The 17,844-nt window shown below is 44.8% G+C and carries 13 protein-coding genes and 2 pseudogenes; 7 read left to right on the top strand and 8 right to left on the bottom strand.

The features are described 5' to 3' along the window. Nucleotides 1-254: 254 nt before the first annotated feature. Both BJP37_RS40200 and BJP37_RS28255 read right to left on the bottom strand, forming a co-directional pair. Nucleotides 255-398, bottom strand: coding sequence for a hypothetical protein (locus tag BJP37_RS40200; RefSeq protein WP_158069807.1), 144 nt, complete (start codon nucleotides 396-398; stop codon nucleotides 255-257). Nucleotides 399-580: 182 nt separating this feature from the next. Then, complete coding sequence (locus tag BJP37_RS28255) at nucleotides 581-1,864, bottom strand: P-loop NTPase fold protein (protein WP_075903822.1); 1,284 nt, start codon at nucleotides 1,862-1,864, stop codon at nucleotides 581-583. Between the two features lie 267 nt (nucleotides 1,865-2,131). On the opposite strand from BJP37_RS28255, the gene BJP37_RS28250 reads away from it, so the two are divergent. Then, nucleotides 2,132-3,109 (top strand): Rpn family recombination-promoting nuclease/putative transposase, encoded by a 978-nt coding sequence (locus BJP37_RS28250; RefSeq protein ID WP_075903821.1) that lies wholly within the window; start codon nucleotides 2,132-2,134, stop codon nucleotides 3,107-3,109. 115 nt (nucleotides 3,110-3,224) lie between these two features. On the opposite strand, the pseudogene BJP37_RS28245 reads toward BJP37_RS28250, so the two are convergent. The 6 genes and pseudogenes from BJP37_RS28245 to BJP37_RS28220 all read right to left on the bottom strand — a co-directional run. Continuing rightward, a pseudogene (locus BJP37_RS28245) lies at nucleotides 3,225-3,566 on the bottom strand (RNA-guided endonuclease TnpB family protein); the annotation flags it as partial. Between the two features lie 205 nt (nucleotides 3,567-3,771). Then, nucleotides 3,772-4,194, bottom strand: a complete 423-nt coding sequence (locus BJP37_RS41630) for a hypothetical protein (RefSeq protein WP_143727843.1) — start codon at nucleotides 4,192-4,194, stop codon at nucleotides 3,772-3,774. Nucleotides 4,195-4,846: 652 nt separating this feature from the next. Next, nucleotides 4,847-6,445: an NAD(P)H-quinone oxidoreductase subunit 4 gene (locus tag BJP37_RS28235; protein WP_075903817.1), complete on the bottom strand. Its 1,599-nt coding sequence runs from the start codon at nucleotides 6,443-6,445 to the stop codon at nucleotides 4,847-4,849. Between the two features lie 104 nt (nucleotides 6,446-6,549). After that, nucleotides 6,550-8,616, bottom strand: a complete 2,067-nt coding sequence (locus BJP37_RS28230) for an NAD(P)H-quinone oxidoreductase subunit 5 (protein ID WP_075903815.1) — start codon at nucleotides 8,614-8,616, stop codon at nucleotides 6,550-6,552. Between the two features lie 737 nt (nucleotides 8,617-9,353). Further along, complete coding sequence (gene trxA, locus BJP37_RS28225; RefSeq protein WP_075903813.1) at nucleotides 9,354-9,785, bottom strand: thioredoxin; 432 nt, start codon at nucleotides 9,783-9,785, stop codon at nucleotides 9,354-9,356. 86 nt (nucleotides 9,786-9,871) lie between these two features. After that, nucleotides 9,872-10,588 (bottom strand): NnrU family protein, encoded by a 717-nt coding sequence (locus BJP37_RS28220; RefSeq protein WP_075903811.1) that lies wholly within the window; start codon nucleotides 10,586-10,588, stop codon nucleotides 9,872-9,874. 262 nt (nucleotides 10,589-10,850) lie between these two features. Between BJP37_RS28220 and BJP37_RS28215 the strand changes: the two genes are divergently transcribed. The 6 genes and pseudogenes from BJP37_RS28215 to BJP37_RS28195 all read left to right on the top strand — a co-directional run bounded on the left by BJP37_RS28215 (nucleotide 10,851) and on the right by BJP37_RS28195 (nucleotide 17,671). Next, nucleotides 10,851-11,864: a LysR family transcriptional regulator gene (locus tag BJP37_RS28215; protein ID WP_075903809.1), complete on the top strand. Its 1,014-nt coding sequence runs from the start codon at nucleotides 10,851-10,853 to the stop codon at nucleotides 11,862-11,864. Nucleotides 11,865-11,869: 5 nt separating this feature from the next. After that, a complete protein-coding gene (locus BJP37_RS40195) occupies nucleotides 11,870-12,010 on the top strand; it encodes a hypothetical protein (RefSeq protein WP_158069501.1) in 141 nt (46 codons plus the stop codon). Nucleotides 12,011-12,133: 123 nt separating this feature from the next. Beyond that, nucleotides 12,134-12,463 (top strand): annotated as a pseudogene (locus tag BJP37_RS28210) (LysR substrate-binding domain-containing protein); the annotation flags it as partial. A gap of 458 nt (nucleotides 12,464-12,921) precedes the next feature. Beyond that, nucleotides 12,922-14,346, top strand: a complete 1,425-nt coding sequence (locus BJP37_RS28205; RefSeq protein WP_075903807.1) for a serine/threonine-protein kinase — start codon at nucleotides 12,922-12,924, stop codon at nucleotides 14,344-14,346. Between the two features lie 59 nt (nucleotides 14,347-14,405). Continuing rightward, nucleotides 14,406-15,842, top strand: coding sequence for an ABC transporter substrate-binding protein (locus BJP37_RS28200; protein WP_075903805.1), 1,437 nt, complete (start codon nucleotides 14,406-14,408; stop codon nucleotides 15,840-15,842). 413 nt (nucleotides 15,843-16,255) lie between these two features. Next, complete coding sequence (locus BJP37_RS28195; RefSeq protein ID WP_075903803.1) at nucleotides 16,256-17,671, top strand: ABC transporter substrate-binding protein; 1,416 nt, start codon at nucleotides 16,256-16,258, stop codon at nucleotides 17,669-17,671. Nucleotides 17,672-17,844 lie beyond the last annotated feature (173 nt).

The raw sequence follows: 17,844 nt of genomic DNA, 5'->3' as shown, positions 1-17,844 counted from the left end.
ATCGAGGGGATTGAGACCGTAGAGAAAATTAATTAAAGAATCCTGACTGTAGAAAAAGTTGCTAACCTGAAACCCTTCCTCACTCAAGGCTTCTTGATTAACAACAGATTTAAACTGCTCCACCACCGGATGGTTGGGACCACTTTCGGGAGCAATCGCAAAAATAATGGTGGTGCCACTAGATAGTGCGAGAGTGCTGACTAAGTTATCCAGCTCATTATGGTCAGCGGGAGTCAATGGATCAGGGGCTGTTTTCATGGGTGAGTATTGAGTGAGATAGTGCTGGGGAGAGGGAATCGGGAATCGGGAATCGGGAATCGGGAACAGAGAAGAGGAAATAGGGAATAGGGATGCATTGCATCAAGACAGGGAATCAACGTCAAAAAAACTCTACTCATAACTGCGAGAAACGTTATAGTTAACCATAAAAACAAATAAATACAGCGTTTTTCATAACTATCAGTTACACAGGTTTTTTGCCCTATTCCCTATTCCCCTCCTGGGAGGGGAATAGGGGTGGGTTCCGATTCCCGATTCCCGATTCCCGATTCCCGATTCCCGATTCCCGATTTCCTGTTCCTTAATTCTGACTCCCTTGCCACTGTTCCAAGTCTTCGATAATAATCGGATGCACATCAAACCAGGTATGGTCACCGTAATACCCTAAGACATACTTATTGTGTAAAAGTTCATCACAAATCACAGTGTTCTTTTGGTTGGGCAACGGATTGGTATTGGTAGTTAAGCGACCAGTTTCGTGAACAGTAGCCAATTCTTTAAAATGATAGTCGTTGATAGTATATGCTTTGCGTTCTTCTTGAATCGCCTCCTTAGCAATGGTTGTGTCTACATATTCCTTTTTTTTCTTCAGGGCGACCTGACAAGCCCCCCGCGCTAGTCGGATTAAATCCCGGATCACACCACCACTCTTTTCAGATAATAGCTCTAGGGCATCGGGAGTGAATAGGTCTGTCTCGTTAATTTTAGCCAATCGTTTGGTAATCACAGACTTCAACCTATCTCGACCAGCTTGGTTAGGGGTTGAGGTGGGACCAGAATTGCGATCCCACTCAAATACAGGCAAATTATACAAATCCAAAGGTTGGAAGCTTTCCATGGGTTGGCGAAAGCTAGGGGAATATCGTAAAGAAATTGGAATGGTGTAGATGATATGACACTCTAATTCTGTCAGCAGCGGACTAGCAAACATTTCCAGAGCAGTAATATAATCATGGCGATCGAGACCATCTACAATGACTAATAATTTTTGCTTACGATCTTTCTCAGCAGCTTTGATAATATCGTTGACCCGATCAATGATCTCACTAAGAGCAGGGCGAATGTTAAGGGTTTTGCTCATTTCCCGAGTTAATCCCCGTTGCATAATTAACCCCAATTTTTTCAAAACCTCTGGTAACTCTAACTGTTCAGTATCCGTTTCTTTATCCTGATAAATAACAGTTGTCAGGCTATTTTCCAAAGCATCCAGTAAGTCCTGATCCCGATTTGACCACCAGCCTGGTTTAATGGCTTGGCGACACACTTCCATCCCAATCAACACCACCACCTCAGCATAACCAATGTTATAGCGGTCGAGAGCTGTTGCCGTATCAACCCAGATTACCGCATAGTTTTCTGCTAGCTCCTGTTGAATTCGTCGCAATTCCGTGGTTTTTCCACTCCCCCGATGACCAGCTAATAAAAACTTAGCTGGCTGGTCTTCCATTTCCAGAGTAGTGATTACCTTTTCTACTGGACTATTCTCTCGCTGGACATAAAAATCTTTCATTTCCTCTGGTGTGGTCAGGGGTTTATCTGGGTTAAAGAGTTGGTAAGCTGGTTTCCAATAGTTGGCGTTGCTCATAGTTAATGGTAACAGGTAATAAAATTTATATGTAGCTCATAACTATGATAAACACGATAGCTTATAAAGTCAGTATCCTGAATAATTCTTGTGAATTAATTTTTATACCTATAATTACACACACAATGAATGATTGTGCTATTTTATGTGTATTTTTTTGCATAAAATCCAGTGATCTGTAACTCACCCAATTGAAAACCGCTATAATTTAATTAACTAAATCCAATCATACATGATCAGATCAGGGGCGATTGCTCTAGCAGTGTCATGGCCTATCCACTCAAAGATAAGTACATTAGTTTACTCACCGATTTTGGCTTTAAGCGTGTCTTTGGTACAGAGCCAAATAAAGGGCTACTTATTGATTTTTTAAACACCCTTTTACCACCCCGTCATCACATTGAAGATGTCACCTTCAAGAATACGGAAAATTTAGGAAACACTCCTGTAGACCGCAAAGGAATTTTTGACATCTATTGTCAATCCAAAACCGGGGAACGTTTTATAGTCGAGATTCAAAAAGCCAAACAAAACTTCTTTAAAGATAGAAGTGTTTACTATTCCACATTTCCGATCCAAGAACAAGCGCAAAAAGGCGATTGGGATTATCAGTTAAAGGCGGTTTATACCGTCGGTGTCTTAGATTTTGTTTTTGACGACCATAGACATGATGAGACAATCCTACATACCGTAGAGCTAAAAAATCAGGATTGTCAGGTGTTTTATGACAAGCTTAAATTCCTGTATATTGAGTTGCCCAAATTTACCAAAACCTTAGACCAGTTAGAGACACATTTCGATAAATGGCTGTTTGTCCTGAAAAATATGTCAGAATTAAACACTCGCCCTCAATCTTTCCAAGAGTCGGTATTCAATCAACTGTTTGAGGTGGCAGAAATTGCCAACTTTTCTCGCACTGAACAGGATAACTACCAAAACAGTCTCAAATATTACCGGGACATGAATAATATTGTCGAGACTTCTAGACAAGAAGGGTTGCTACAAGGTCGAGAAGAAGGTTTACAAGAAGGTAGAGAAGAAGGGCTAAAACAAGGTCGAGAAGAAGGAGCACAACGAGAACGAGCACTGATTCTCCGTCTGCTATCCCGTAGCTTAGGAGAAATACCGAGTGAACTGCAACAGCAAATTCGTCAACTGTCACTAGACCAGTTGGAAGGGTTGAGTGAAGCCTGCTTAGATTTCTCGAATCTTGATGATTTAAGGGTTTGGTTGAATGAAACTTAAGAGTAATACAGCGGTTTTTAATTCGGTCAGGTACAAATTTCTAGGTTTTAGGGAGCAGGGACTTCGGAGCAGGGAATAGGGGATGAAAAGGGAGATTAGCTACCAGAAGTAAGCCAAGAATAAAATGCCCATCCTTGGGAAGGTAATTAGGAATCCTAACTTTTTCCTGGTAGCCTCCACTAGATTTAAGCTTGATCAAACCAAAGAAAGATTTAAAGGATCTATCGACAATCTTTAGGGTTTGTTGAGCAATATCCGTCGGTAATAACTTGTAATTCTCATTCTCTTTCGAGTGATAATAGTTGCTCTCGTATCGTAGATGCTTTCGTTCCTGAAAAAAGTACTGACGGACATTATAGAGTCCCACATTGAACATATTTTTGCTCAAGTGACACATCTGCCTGAGAGCTTTGATCTGCTGCTTGTCTAAACGAAGATTATTAACTTGAGTTAGCATCCAGTATTCCCGCTACTGAAACTAGTATTTTAGCGGAAATGTCTAAGACACGCAACAGATCCAATCTCCAATTCCCAAGGGGCTGTGTGCGGAACCTGCGTCCGCACTTTATACGCCCCGTCTCCCGCGCTTCATGCGCGGGTATAACGGGAGTCCCCTTGGAGTTGAAAGATGGTTAATTTGAATCCTCAAAAATTGCAGTTAACTACCGATAGTCCTGATAAAAAATCCCATCATGTCTGCGCCTGGGAGAATAGATTCTGACTCCCCTACGATTACGATAGTATATTTCATCGTCCCTGCGCCTGGGAGAATAGACTCGCCCGCGCCCACGCCTAGGAGAATAGATTCGCACCCCCCCACGCCTAGGAGAATAGATTCGCACGCGCCCACGCCCACGCCTGGGATAATAGATGCGCCGACGCCTGCGGCGTGAACGATTCTTGTATTTACGCCCGAATGAAGAGATGAGAACGTCTCGGTTACTATCCCCAACAACGATGGGACTATCTTGGTGCCCGTTGCCATGGGCGTTGAACCTCGTCGGGGTCGCACGGCTTTCAGCGTTAACTGGAGCGATAGGGACTAGAGCCATCAGTCCTGTGAGAAGCACAATTGAGAATTTCATCTTCCTGACCTCGCTGTAGAAGAGCAATGCTATTTAAGCTAGCGATTTTTTAGGTAAAAGCGTCAGCTATCAGCTAAAGACGTTTAGTCAGGTTTGTGACACCTTTTTACTCGGGTGTTTTGGTCGAACTAAAGATCCATCCTTGATAGCTGATAACTGATCGCTCAATACTTACACAGATAGACGATATAGACGTAGCTTACCTAAAAGAATGTTCCCATACCCCCCTCTCTGGTGGTATTTTTATGCGATCGCTCTTAGCGGAAGCTTCGCTTCATCGCGAAGCGGTTCCAAAGGAACATAAGCATTCAGTTATCAGTTATCAGCTATCAGCTAGCAGGCGCTTTAACTGAACGGGGTCGGATGAGTAAAACGAGCACAGATTTTCAACCAGTCGCACCAGCACCGTAAACTAGACCTCTTGCAAAAGTATTTTTCTGATAGTGTTCTTGATGCAAAGCGCGAGTGGGGGAAACCACGGCAAAGCGCGAGTGGGGGGAACCCCCAAGACCGCGCTGCCTCCCCAAGACCGCGCTGCATCGCTAGTATGGTGGGCAAAGTAATCTAGTCTCGAATACTCAAAACAATAGAACTGTTTGTGCCCACCCTACTAGTTTTTGCTACTAGCTAGTCAACAGTAAAATATCAATCCTTAACGAGTACCAATAGAACGAGGACCAATGGATGGAGCGACAGAAACTATTGGAGTATTTTCTAGTGCCACTGGTGCTTCCTTGACCAAGGTTGGTACAGAGTTGCGGAGTCGTGCAATTAGCTGGACGGTGGTAGCGTCATAGATCTGAGTCACAATTTTCGGATACAAACCAATGCCGATAATTGGTACTAACAGACAGGCAATAATAAACACTTCCCGAGGTTCAGCATCAATCAAGGCTTCGTGGGCAACTAATTCCTTGTTTTCCGGACCATATAAAATCTCCCGCAGCATGGAGAGCAGGTAAACTGGTGTTAAGATAACCCCGATAGCTGCCAGGACGATCACTAATACCTTGAAAAAGGAACCGTAAGCATCACTGGTCGCAAAGCCAACAAACACCATCACTTCTGCCACAAACCCACTCATTCCGGGTAATGCTAAGGATGCCATGGAACAGGTTGTCCACATAGCGAACATTTTGCCCATTCTTTTACCAACACCCCCCATCTCATCGAGCATCAAGGTATGGGTACGGTCATAGGTAGCTCCTACTAAGAAGAATAGGCTGGCACCAATTAAACCGTGGGAAATCATTTGCATCACTGCCCCACTCATCCCTAAGTCGGTAAAGGAAGCAATACCAATTAAGACAAATCCCATATGGGAAATGGATGAGTAAGCAATCTTACGCTTGAGATTACGCTGGGCAAAGGAGGTCAGGGCAGCATAGACAATATTGACAATCCCTAAAATCACCAATGCCGGAGCAAACACAGCATGGGCATCGGGTAGCATCCCAGCATTCATGCGGATTAGGGCATATCCGCCCATTTTCAGTAGAATGCCAGCCAGCAGCATGTGTACCGGGGCTGTGGCTTCCCCGTGGGCATCTGGTAACCAGGTATGTAGAGGGAAGATGGGTAGCTTGACCCCGTAAGCAATCAGGAAGCCTCCGTAAAGCAATAGCTGGAAATTGAGGGCGTAATCTTTGAGGGCTAGCGATCGCATATCAAAGGTTACGGTATCTCCATAGAATGCCATGCCTAAGGCAGCTAGCAAGATAAACAGGGAACCCCCTGCGGTGTAGAGGATAAACTTGGTAGCTGCATAGAGACGCTTTTTGCCCCCCCAGATTGACAGTAGCATGTAAACCGGAATTAACTCCAGTTCCCATACCAAGAAGAACAACAGCATATCCTGAACAGCAAATACAGCAATCTGACCACCGTACATTGCCAACATCAGGAAGTAAAATAGCTTAGGCTTGAAGGTTACCGGCCAAGCTGCCAGCATCGCTAGGGTAGTAATAAAGCCAGTCAGTAAAACAAGAGGCATGGATAAGCCATCTACACCTACTGACCAATTCAAGTCCATTTGAGGCACCCAGCTGTATTTTTCGACCAGTTGCAGTTCTGGGTTGCTCAGGTCGTACTGGGTCACAAAAGCATAGACAATTAGGGCAAAATCAATTAGCCCGATAATTAAAGAGTACCAACGCTCCCAAGTCCCATTTTTTTCTGGCAGAAACGGGAGCAGAAGCGATGCCGCAATCGGAAACAGAATAATTATTGTTAGCCAGGGGAAATCTGTCATAGTCAACTAGTCAGTCACCATTGGTCAAAATAAAATTGCAAATTGTTAATTGTTAATTGTTAATTGTTAATTGTGTATAAACAACTAACAATTAACAAAGCAGGTCAGGTCACACCTGAGACAATTACTAAACCCAGTACTGCGAGGAAGACAATTAGAGCATAGAATTGGGCACGACCGTTTTCTACGTATTTCAGTGCTTCACCACTGAGCAGGGTGAAAAAGCCAGTCAGGTTGACTACACCATCAACGATACGGTAGTCTACTTCCATAACTTGCCGTGCTAATCGACGGCTTCCCTGAACAAACAGCCGGTCATAAATTTCATCGAAGTACCACTTATTGAGAGACAGCTGATATAGGGGCTGGATTTTTTTAGCGATCGCATTGGGGTCAATCTTGCCCTGTAAGTACATCAGTACCGCAACGGAAATCCCAATCAGACCGATTCCCACGGAACTGCCGCCCATAATCAGAAATTCTGACCAGTCAAAGGCTTCTGCTTCTGCCACGACTTCGGCTATGGTTTCACTGGCTGGGTGGATAAATTCCTCAAAGTAGTTGTTAAAGGGAGTTCCCACCAAACCAATCAGTACCGATGGCACGGCTAACACTAACAACGGTAGAGTCATCGTTAAGGGTGACTCATGGGGAAACTCACTGTGGTGGTGGTCGTGGTGATCATCGTCAGCCTGAGCCTCAAGTTCCCGTACATCCATAGCACCAGGACCAAAAGCAGGTACAGCTACACCAGCAGCTTCTTTGAGTTGATGACGAATTTCCATCTCATTGCCCCGAAATTTCCCTTCAAAGGTGGAGAAATACATCCGGAACATATAGAAAGCAGTCATTCCAGCGGTCAGCCAGCCAATTCCCCAAAGTATTGGACTTACTTCAAAAGTACTGCCTAAGATTTCATCTTTTGACCAGAACCCTGCGAAGGGGGGAATTCCACAAATTGCCAAGGTTCCAATTAGGAATGTCAGGGAGGTAATGGGCATAAACTTACGCAAGCCTCCCATTAACCGCATATCCTGAGCTAAAATCGGGTCATGGCCAACCACAGCTTCCATACCGTGAATTACTGACCCAGAGCAGAGGAAAAGCATGGCTTTGAAATAAGCGTGGGTCATCAGGTGAAATAAGCCAGCACCATAGGCTCCAATGCCCATTGCCATTACCATATAACCCAATTGAGACATAGTTGAATAGGCTAACCCTTTCTTAATATCATTTTGAGTAATAGCAATGGTTGCCCCTAAGAAAGCGGTAAATGCTCCCGTCCAGGCAATCACAGTCATGGCGACTGGAATCCCTTCAAACACGGGGTACATCCTCGCAATCAAAAACACCCCAGCGGCTACCATAGTTGCGGCGTGAATTAGGGCAGAGATTGGGGTTGGGCCTTCCATGGCATCGGGAAGCCAAACGTGGAGGGGAAATTGTGCGGATTTAGCCACCGGACCGAGAAACACTAAGACAGCGAACACAGCTGCCATGCCTGCACCCAGGTAACCGGATTCGACAAAGGCTTCCAGATTGGCTCCCATGGCATCAAAGTCGAAGGTGCCAGTTGCCCAGTAGAGTCCCAACATGCCTAACAGCAGACCAAAGTCTCCGACACGGTTAGTCACGAAAGCTTTTTGACAAGCATCTGCTGCTGCCTTACGGTCATACCAGAATCCAATTAGCAGGTAGGAACACATTCCCACCAGTTCCCAGAAAATATAAACTTGCAACAGGTTGGCAGAAACCACCAAACCGAGCATAGAGGAACTAAACAAGCTTAAATAAGCATAGAAGCGCACATAACCGGGGTCATGAGCCATGTAGCCATCGGTATAAATCATGACCAGAAAAGCTACGGTGGTCACAACTACTAGCATCAGTGCGGTTAAGTGATCGATGGTATAACCCATCATTAGGTGAAAATTGCCAGCAGCAGCCCACTCCAGGGTGCGTTGATAGGGTTCATGACCATGAAATTGACTCCAGAGTATAGCAAAGGAGAACACCATCGACGCCCCCAAAAAGGAGACAATCAATACAGCTAACAGCTGCCGCAGACGGTTCGTTGCTCTATTGAAGGAAATTAGCCCCAGACCAACCAGCATTGCCCCTGCCAAGGGAAACACTGGGATTAGCCAGGCATATTGATAAAGCGGTTCCATTTAAGACAGCCTACTTCAGATTTCGTTACTATTTTGGCAAACTGTTAACCGCTGATGTCTAAAGTTTTTCTTTTTGTTTGTCTGTAGAAGGCCAGACGCTTTAATGTCAACTGCACTATAGCAGCCTAGACCATGGACTCACGGTCGGCATTGGCTTGCGGTGACTACTACCAACAGCCGCCATCCGGTGAATAGGCCACTAAGGTCTCATATATGATACAAATCTTTACTTTTTTAGTAAGCTTTATCACAAAACATCTCATCAAAATGGGTCACGATTATTAGATAATCGGAATACTTGATGAAAATAATAAAAAAAGTTTAGTTAACAAAAATTTATTTTTTCGACACGGATACTTTGCCCATGCCTAGACAGGTAAGTGCTATAATACATAGTTTATCAATTCACATGGAAGTATCAGGCACAAGAGTCAGAAACTAATTAGTAACTTAGTAACTTAGTAATTGGTCATCGGTAATTGGTCATCGGTAATTGGTCATCGGTAATTGGTCATCGGTAATTGGTCATGGGAAAGGGTAAACCCACAACCTGGTTACCGATGACCAATTTAATGGCTAATTAGGTAATGACGCGATAATTAGCTGTTAAGGTTCTAGACTTTTAGGTTGAATGGCTAAGGGTGTTCTGACCCAGTTAGCTAGCGCCGGGTAAAGCAGGTCGGGTGTCAACAGCTTTCCTTGTGTACCATTAGCCTCTTGCACCTAAGACCTAAGACCTAAGACCTAAGACCTAGAATTTCTCTTGATGGGATATTGACCGAAAAAGCTTTCAACCCTTGGCGCTGCATTTTATCCAACTCTTTGGTCAAACCTGGGTCTTGGCAGTGTGGTTTGATTATCCTGGCAATTTCCCTGAGCAACTCATCCCGACCTTGGAAACCTTCTATTCGTGAGACCAACTGACCTTGCTCAAATAACAGCAATGTCGGTAGGGTCTTGAGACGATAGGTATTGGCAAGCTTGAGATTGTTATCGGCGTTTACTCTGACAACCTTGACATAATTGCTTCCTTGAGCTTGAAATTCCTCAAGTATGGGGTGAACAAATCGGCACACTCCACACCAGGGAGCCCAGAAATCAACGATAACTGGTGTAGAAGAGTCTAAAACTGTTTTTGAAAAAGTCCGTTCATCAACAGACAATACCATGATTTTATGAAATATAAGGGTTTTTAGATTTGTTTGGGATCATGCTACATCGAATTGGGATCATCTGAGCAACAGAAATGGCCTAATTACCAATTTACTTGGGCTACAGCTGTCATCATGAGGGGATGTACCCACCATAACAGCCCGGTAAAACCGATGACTCCTAAGTATGCCGGACGAAAAAACTCTTGCCATTTCAGGAATTGACGTCCCTGGATAATTGCCAAAAAAGGGATTACGGAAGTGCGAGCTTTGAGTGCAAAAAAGGCTTCTCCATGCCGTGCCAATAACCGACGGTCTCCATGCCACACAGCGAAAAGATGGTGGAGAATTAATCCCACGGAGGTCAATAGGGTAAAGGTGCTACCAATCCAGAGGGTATGGGCAATACACCATATTACTTGTCCTACCATTTGGGGATGCCTGGTAACCCGCATAATGCCAGACTCATACAGATGGACTTGGGGCTTTTGAATCGCAGCAATTTCTAATAAATTAAACGTAGCTGGATAAAGAAACAAGAAAGAAATGACTGAAAGCCCCCATACTAATGACTTAATACCTGGCAGGTCCTGAAGGAGCCACAACTGTAGACCATCATACCGATGGTTCAAAAAGTAAATAATTAATACAACTGCTAGCGGAAGACTCACTAAAGCAAAGACAATACGATAAAGCCTTGGACCAATTATTTGTTCACCCTTAGAACGCAGGGCGGCTAAACCACTATGAGCGATCGCAAAAGTCAATAGCAACCCAAACATGACAAAGTGGCTGACACTCAGCCAATTTGGAAATACCATAGGCAAGGGTGATAGATGGGAAATAACGCTCTATTATAGCAAAAAAGCGATGCAGAGGTGCGACCCGTGGCGAATTTAATTCGCCTACGGAAAACGCACCATTACGGTCTTGGGGAGGCAGCGCGGTCTTGGGGGTTCCCCCCACTCGCGCTTTGCCGTGGTCCCCCCCATGAGCGACTGCATCAAGACGGAGTAAGAACTTGAGTCCTGGTTATGTTAGTGTCGATTTCAGCTCGCTCCTTTCTGTTGATGGTTTAGCCCTATGTCTGACCTACCTTTTTCTCTCGATCAACTCCGTATACTCAAAGCGATCGCTACTGAGGGGAGTTTCAAGCGTGCTGCTGATAGTCTATACGTAAGCCAACCTGCTATCAGCCTGCAAGTACAAAATTTAGAGCGACAGTTAGAGGTGCCGTTATTTGACAGGGGTGGACGCCGTGCCCAACTGACGGAAGCTGGACACCTGCTGTTGGACTATGGGGAAAAAATTCTGGCTCTATGCCAGGAAACCTGCCGAGCCATTGACGACTTACAAAGTCTCCAAGGTGGTACCTTAATTATTGGTGCATCTCAAACTACCGGAACCTATCTACTACCTCGGATGCTTGGTATGTTCCGACAAAGCTATCCTGAGGTGACAGTACAATTGCAGGTTCACTCCACTCGCCGCACTTCCTGGGGTGTAGCCAATGGACTAGTGGATTTGGCCATTATTGGTGGTGAAGTTCCCCTAGAACTTCAGGAAACCTTGACCATTAGTCCTTATGCTGAAGATGAGCTAGTACTAATCTTGCCCGCATTTCATCCCATGGCTTCTTTGGAGAAGATCCAAAAAGAAGACCTGTATAAGTTACAGTTTATTGCCTTGGACTCCCAATCCACCATCCGTAAGGTAATTGACCAGGTATTAGGTCGCAGTGGCATTGATGCTAAACGGTTTAAGGTGGAGATGGAACTTAACTCCATTGAAGCGATTAAGAATGCAGTACAGTCAGGACTAGGAGCTGCCTTTGTATCGATTACAGCTATTGAAAAAGAATTACAAATGGGGGTGCTACACAGGGCAAAAATAGAGGGAGTAGTGGTTAAACGGGTATTGTCTTTGGTGATTAACCCCAATCGTTACCTTTCCAAAGCAACAGAAGCCTTCTGTAGGCAGATTTTGCCATTGTTTGGCTCAGTAGCATGGCACGGGCAATCCTTGGCACTATCAGGGATGGTAACTAATCCCAAAAATATAGAAGTGGATAGCCCCCACGCTGAAGCCGGGAGTTGAAAGCGATGCAGCGCGGTCTTGGGGAGGCAGCGCGGTCTTGGGGGTCTCCCCCACTCGCTATTGCCGTGGTTTCCCCCACTCGCTATTGCATCAAGAACAGTAATACGACAAAAGCAATGCAGAGGTGCGACCCGTGGCGAATTTAATTACGGGTCAAAAGCACCATTACGGTCTTGGGGAGGCAGTGCGGTCTTGGGGAGGCAGCGCCGCCAAAGGGGGTTTCCCCGGAGACGAAACCTGATTACGTTGAGCCTTTATGGTTGGTAGNGGAGATGGAACTTAACTCCATTGAAGCGATTAAGAATGCAGTACAGTCAGGACTAGGAGCTGCCTTTGTATCGATTACAGCTATTGAAAAAGAATTACAAATGGGGGTGCTACACAGGGCAAAAATAGAGGGAGTAGTGGTTAAACGGGTATTGTCTTTGGTGATTAACCCCAATCGTTACCTTTCCAAAGCAACAGAAGCCTTCTGTAGGCAGATTTTGCCATTGTTTGGCTCAGTAGCATGGCACGGGCAATCCTTGGCACTATCAGGGATGGTAACTAATCCCAAAAATATAGAAGTGGATAGCCCCCACGCTGAAGCCGGGAGTTGAAAGCGATGCAGCGCGGTCTTGGGGAGGCAGCGCGGTCTTGGGGGTCTCCCCCACTCGCGCTTTGCCGTGGTTTCCCCCACTCGCGCTTTGCATCAAGACAAGGTTGAAAACAAGTGACGGAATTTATCCCCCTACCCACCAGAAGATTGTGATCAGTAATGCAGAAAATTCCAGGGGCTTCTTCAAAATGGCGTGAGTTTAATAATATCTAACGACTAAAATAAACACAACAACGAGCGACTTGCTAGAGCTTGTCAGCTGAGTTCTAACCTCTGATACCTGAGCGAAGCGCGAAGCGGTAGCAAGGAATGAACATTAGCATTTGGATATAGATATAGATTAAAACTATAGAACTAATGTACAAATGCCTAACCCTCGATTGAGGGAGATAAATAGACTCTAGTAGAGTAAAGTAGATGCCTGGTAGCGCCTTGTATTTCGTAGTGATCCTGTAAAACATGGAAATTTTCTGCACCCGTCCTGGCTGCCCAAATCCCCATAATTACTTTGATGATCTAGATAACAGAACCACTCTAACCACCACGGAGCAAAGGTATTGTAATAGCTGTGGTATGCCCCTGATTGTAGCAAGTCGCTACATTCCCTCCCAGCTGCTGCGCAAAGGAGGATTTGGAGCGGCATTTCTAGCACGCGATCGCTATACCCCTACCTTGCGTCAATGTGTCGTTAAGCAGTTCCAACCGTCTGGGAGAATTAGCCAGAGGGAACTACAAACTGCCCACAGATTGTTTGAGCGGGAGGCAACGGTTTTAGAGAAATTGGGCAGGCGTCACCCCCAAATCCCCGATTTGTATGCCTACTTTCCGTTGACGGTGCCGAGTCGGAAACCGGGTAAACAAGACCAGTTTTTCTATCTGGTACAGGAATATATTGATGGACAAAACTTGGAGGAAGAACTCAACACCTTAGGAGCATTCTCTGAAGCCAAAGCCATAGAAGTGTTAACAGAAATTCTCAAAGTCCTCCAATTTGTCCATGACAATGGCTCCATTCATCGCGATATCAAGCCTTCCAATATTATGCGCGATCGCAATGGGCTTCTCTATCTATTAGACTTTGGTGCAGTTAAGCAACAGGTAAACCCAGGAACAACAGCGGCGAGGTCTACTGGTATTTATTCCATCGGATTTGCACCACCGGAGCAAATGACCGGTTCTCAAATTTACCCTTCAACGGATTTGTATGCTCTGGCAGTGACTGTGATGGTTTTGATGACTGCCAGAGAACCCAATGAACTCTACGAACCTGTTACCCATGAATGGAACTGGAGAAGTTATATCCAAATCAGCAATGAACTTGAGAGTATTTTCAATCGACTACTTATGCCAATGCCCAATCAACGCTTTCAGTCTGCTCAGGAGGTTCTTGATGCCATAAATAGTTTAAACATTGCTCAGACAACCCCTCAACCCCGTCACGGATCAGTTCTACCAGTATCCCCACCCTCCCGGCCCCACACCAGGCAACCACAAACCCACTCACCCCTATCCAAACCCCTTAGAGCAAAATTCTCTCTACTTGAGGTACTAGGGGCAGCTGCTTTTACTGGATTTGAGGGAGCTTTATTATTCATTGCTGCAACTGCTTTTGCTAAGATAGTCTCCTCCAACCCACTGGGTATGCTTTTATGGGGAATGAGTTTGGGAGGGCTAATTTATGCTCAATATCGCAGGTTTATTGAAAAAATTGACCTAGTGATTATAGGAGGCATCAGCTTGGGACTGTTGATACTTTTCCCGGTGTTGCGAGTCCAGCAGTCAATCCAGTTAGTTATCATAATATCAGTTCTAGCAGCAGCAGCAGCGATCGCTCTGACGGCACTTTTCCGGCTGGTATATCAACTGTTATCTCGAATACTATAGCAGGGGCGTTGCTGATTAATGGAATGATGCAGGGTAACTGACAACGGAACTTATGTCCGATGAAAAACGAAACGAGTGTTCTTTTGCTATCGATGGTGATTACGGTAGCTATGGTGTTGGGAGGCTTATGGTGGCTTCAGAAAAGTCAGATAATCACACTGCCATTTCCGGAGGAAACGGAGGAAGATGAACCTAGGGCTAAGGTAACTCCAAAAACTACAAACATTAAGCCTCAGATAATAATAGCAGAGCACCTTAGTGCCGGAGATAGAACCTTAATATCAACAGAGGTAACACCAGCCAAACAGGCAGCAGTCAAAGCATTTGCTTCTGGGAATTATGGTAAAGCGGCTTCCTTACTGGAGGCATCGCTCAAAGCTAAGAAAAACGATCCAGAAGCTGTGATTTACCTCAATAATGCTCGGATCGGTACATCTAAGTCTTATACAATTGCGATCTCAATACCTATTGGTGTAGAGGTAAATGCAGCAAAAGAAATGTTACGGGGTGTTGCCCAAGCCCAACAGGAAATCAATGCTACGGGTGGTATTAAAAATATACCATTGAAGGTGCTGATTGCTAATGATGACAATGATACCAAGGTTGCTAAAAAAATAGCTAAAGCTTTTGTGGATAATCCAGATGTTTTGGGGGTTATTGGTCATTTTAGCAGTGAGGTCACCCTGGCAGCCGCAGAGGTTTATCAAGAGAATCAGTTGGTGGTGATTTCTCCGACTAGTACCTCAGTAACTATTTCAAGACTGGGTAATTATGTCTTTAGGACTATCCCTAGCGATCGCTTTTTTGGTAGCGCCCTGTCTCGCTACATGCTCAATCAATTAAATGTACGCAAAGCAGCTGTCTTTTTTAATTCCCAGAGCAACTACAGCCAATCTCTTGCCGATGCATTTACCACTGCCTTGTTTGCTGATGGTGGCGAGGTAGTGGCAGAGTTTGACTTTGCTAAACCTAACTTTAATGCTGGTGTTGATGTCAAACAGGCGATCGACAACGGTGCAGAAGTGTTGATCTTAGCTCCCAATTCCGCCACCCTTAACCAAGCGTTACTAGTCGTGCAGGTCAATGATGGACGTTTACCCATGCTAGCAGGGGATAGTCTTTACAAACCCAAGACCTTGCAAATCGGTGCTAAGGATGCGCGTCGTATGGTGTTGGCAGTCCCCTGGCATATTTTGGGCGCTCCAAATTCCCCCTTTCCCCAAGCCGCCACGAAATTATGGGGTTCAGATGTGAACTGGCGCACTGCCTTAACTTACGATGCTACTCAAGCTTTAATCGCAGCCCTCAAACAGCAGCCAAGCCGTTCCGGTGTACAAAAAGCCCTATCCGGATCAGGTTTTCAGCCCCAAGGAGTATCCAGCAAAATTCGGTTTTTACCATCAGGCGATCGCAACCAGGCTGTCCAGCTTGTCAAGATTGAAGCAGGTAATCGTTCCAGCTTTGGTTATGACTTTGTGCCGATTCCTAGCAAGTAGAAACCGGGCAATATAGAAATAAGAGCGTTGCCCAATTTTGGAATAACTGATCAATATTTTTGCCATTTTGTCACCTGATCAGTGGTCAAATCTTGTACCATAAGTTATTTAGCTAAGTTATTTAGCTAAGTTATTTAGCTAAGTTATTTCCCTAATCAGGAGTATCCAACAAGGGCTTTTGTTAACTAGTTGTATTTAATTGTATTCAGTTGTATTCAGTTGTATTCAGTTGTATTCTACAGGGTCACTACTTAAAGCGCCGTTGATGGTTTTTCGTTGACCTTCAATTGTCAACGGTTAACCATCAACCATTCCACTCATCAATTACCTTGAAAGATTACAAAACAAATTAGTATTAAGCATTAGTCCGGGTAATCAACAGGGTTTGCCTGTATAAAAATTAGCACTAGCGTATGTATCAGAACAACGAAACTAAGCTTCTTGGGCTATCATTGATGATCTCCTTAGCTTTGGTATCTGGGTGTCTGTGGTGGTTTAAAGTGACCACATCTCCCTTATCTATGCTGGTATCGAAAAATACATCTTCAGAGAAAGCAAGCATACCAAATTACCTTAGTAGGGGAGACCATATTTTATTTTCTGATTCAACAACACTGGAAAAACAGCTAGGAGTAGAAGCGGTTACTGCTGTTAATTACGACGAGGCAGTGGTTAAATTCACCGAATCCTTAGACCTCCACGCTGATGATCCAGAAGCTCTCATCTACCTTAATAACGCTCGTATTAGGGACAAACCCTCTCACACCATTGCTGCTGTTGTGTCCATTAGTGATGACTTAAATACTGCCAAAGATATACTTCGGGGTGTGGCTCAAGCTCAACAGGAAATCAATCAAGCTGGTGGAATTAAAGGTATTCCTCTCAAAGTACTGATCGCTAATGATGATAATAATCCAAAGGTGGCAAAAAAATTAGCATCAAAGTTGGTGAGTAATCCAGAGATTTTGGCAGTTGTTGGTAATTTCACAAGTAAGGTGACCCAAGCGACAGCAGATAGTTATGAATCCGGTAAATTGGTAACAATTTCTCCCATTAGTACCTCAGTAAAGTTATCAGGAATTAGCGACTTTGTTTTTCGTACTGTCCCGAATGATTTCCTGGCAGGTAGAGCATTAGCTAAACACATGGTGCAAGACCTCAAGCAGCATAATGTTGCTGTTTTCTACAATTCTCAAAGTGAGTCTAGTCAGTCTCTTAAGTCAGAGTTTGTAACCGCTGTCTTCTTGAAAGGAGGACGAGTAGTTAGTGAGTTTGACGTGTCTGATCAAAATTTTAGTGCTGCTAAAAGCTTTAAACAAGCGATTAATCGTGGTGCTCAAGTGCTGATGTTAGGTGCTGATTCTAGCAGCCTTGATCAGGTACTAAATGTGGTTCAGCTCAATAGCAAACACCGCAATAGCTTGGGTCAACAATTAGTGATTTTGGCGGGAAATCAAGTTTACAGTACCAAGACATTGACAGTAGCAGGTAAAGATGCTGAAGGTATGGTAGTAGCATTACCCTGGCATCCCCTAGCCAAGCCTGGTTCTGAATTTCCCAAAACCGCTTATCAGCTTTGGGGTATTGATGTTAACTGGCGCACAGCCATGGCTTATGATGCTGTGCAAGCCTTAAGTGCTGGGATTAGACGTAATCCTACTCGCACCGGAGTTCAACAAGAACTTTCAGCACCGAACTTCTTTGCTAGAGGTGCTGCTGCTCCGATTCGTTTTTTTCCATCAGGCGATCGCTATCAACCGGTCAAATTGGTGACAATTGAACCAAGTAATAGTTCTAGCTTGGAGTATGAATTTGTGCCAATTCCTTAACCCTGATACCAATTTTATTTATGCCTGCTAGGGATGATGATGGGGAGATGGGGAGATGGGGAGATGGGGAGATGGGGAGATGGGGAGATGGGGAGATGGGGAGATGGGGAGATGGGGAGATGGGGAGATGGGGAGATGGGGAGATGGGGAGATGGGGAGATGCGGAGATGGGG

The organism is Moorena bouillonii PNG, from assembly GCF_001942495.1.
In the GTDB taxonomy this organism is placed as follows: domain Bacteria; phylum Cyanobacteriota; class Cyanobacteriia; order Cyanobacteriales; family Coleofasciculaceae; genus Moorena; species Moorena bouillonii.
The sequence above is the reverse complement of the archived record's forward strand: the minus strand, read 5'-3'. Positions and strand labels throughout refer to the sequence as shown.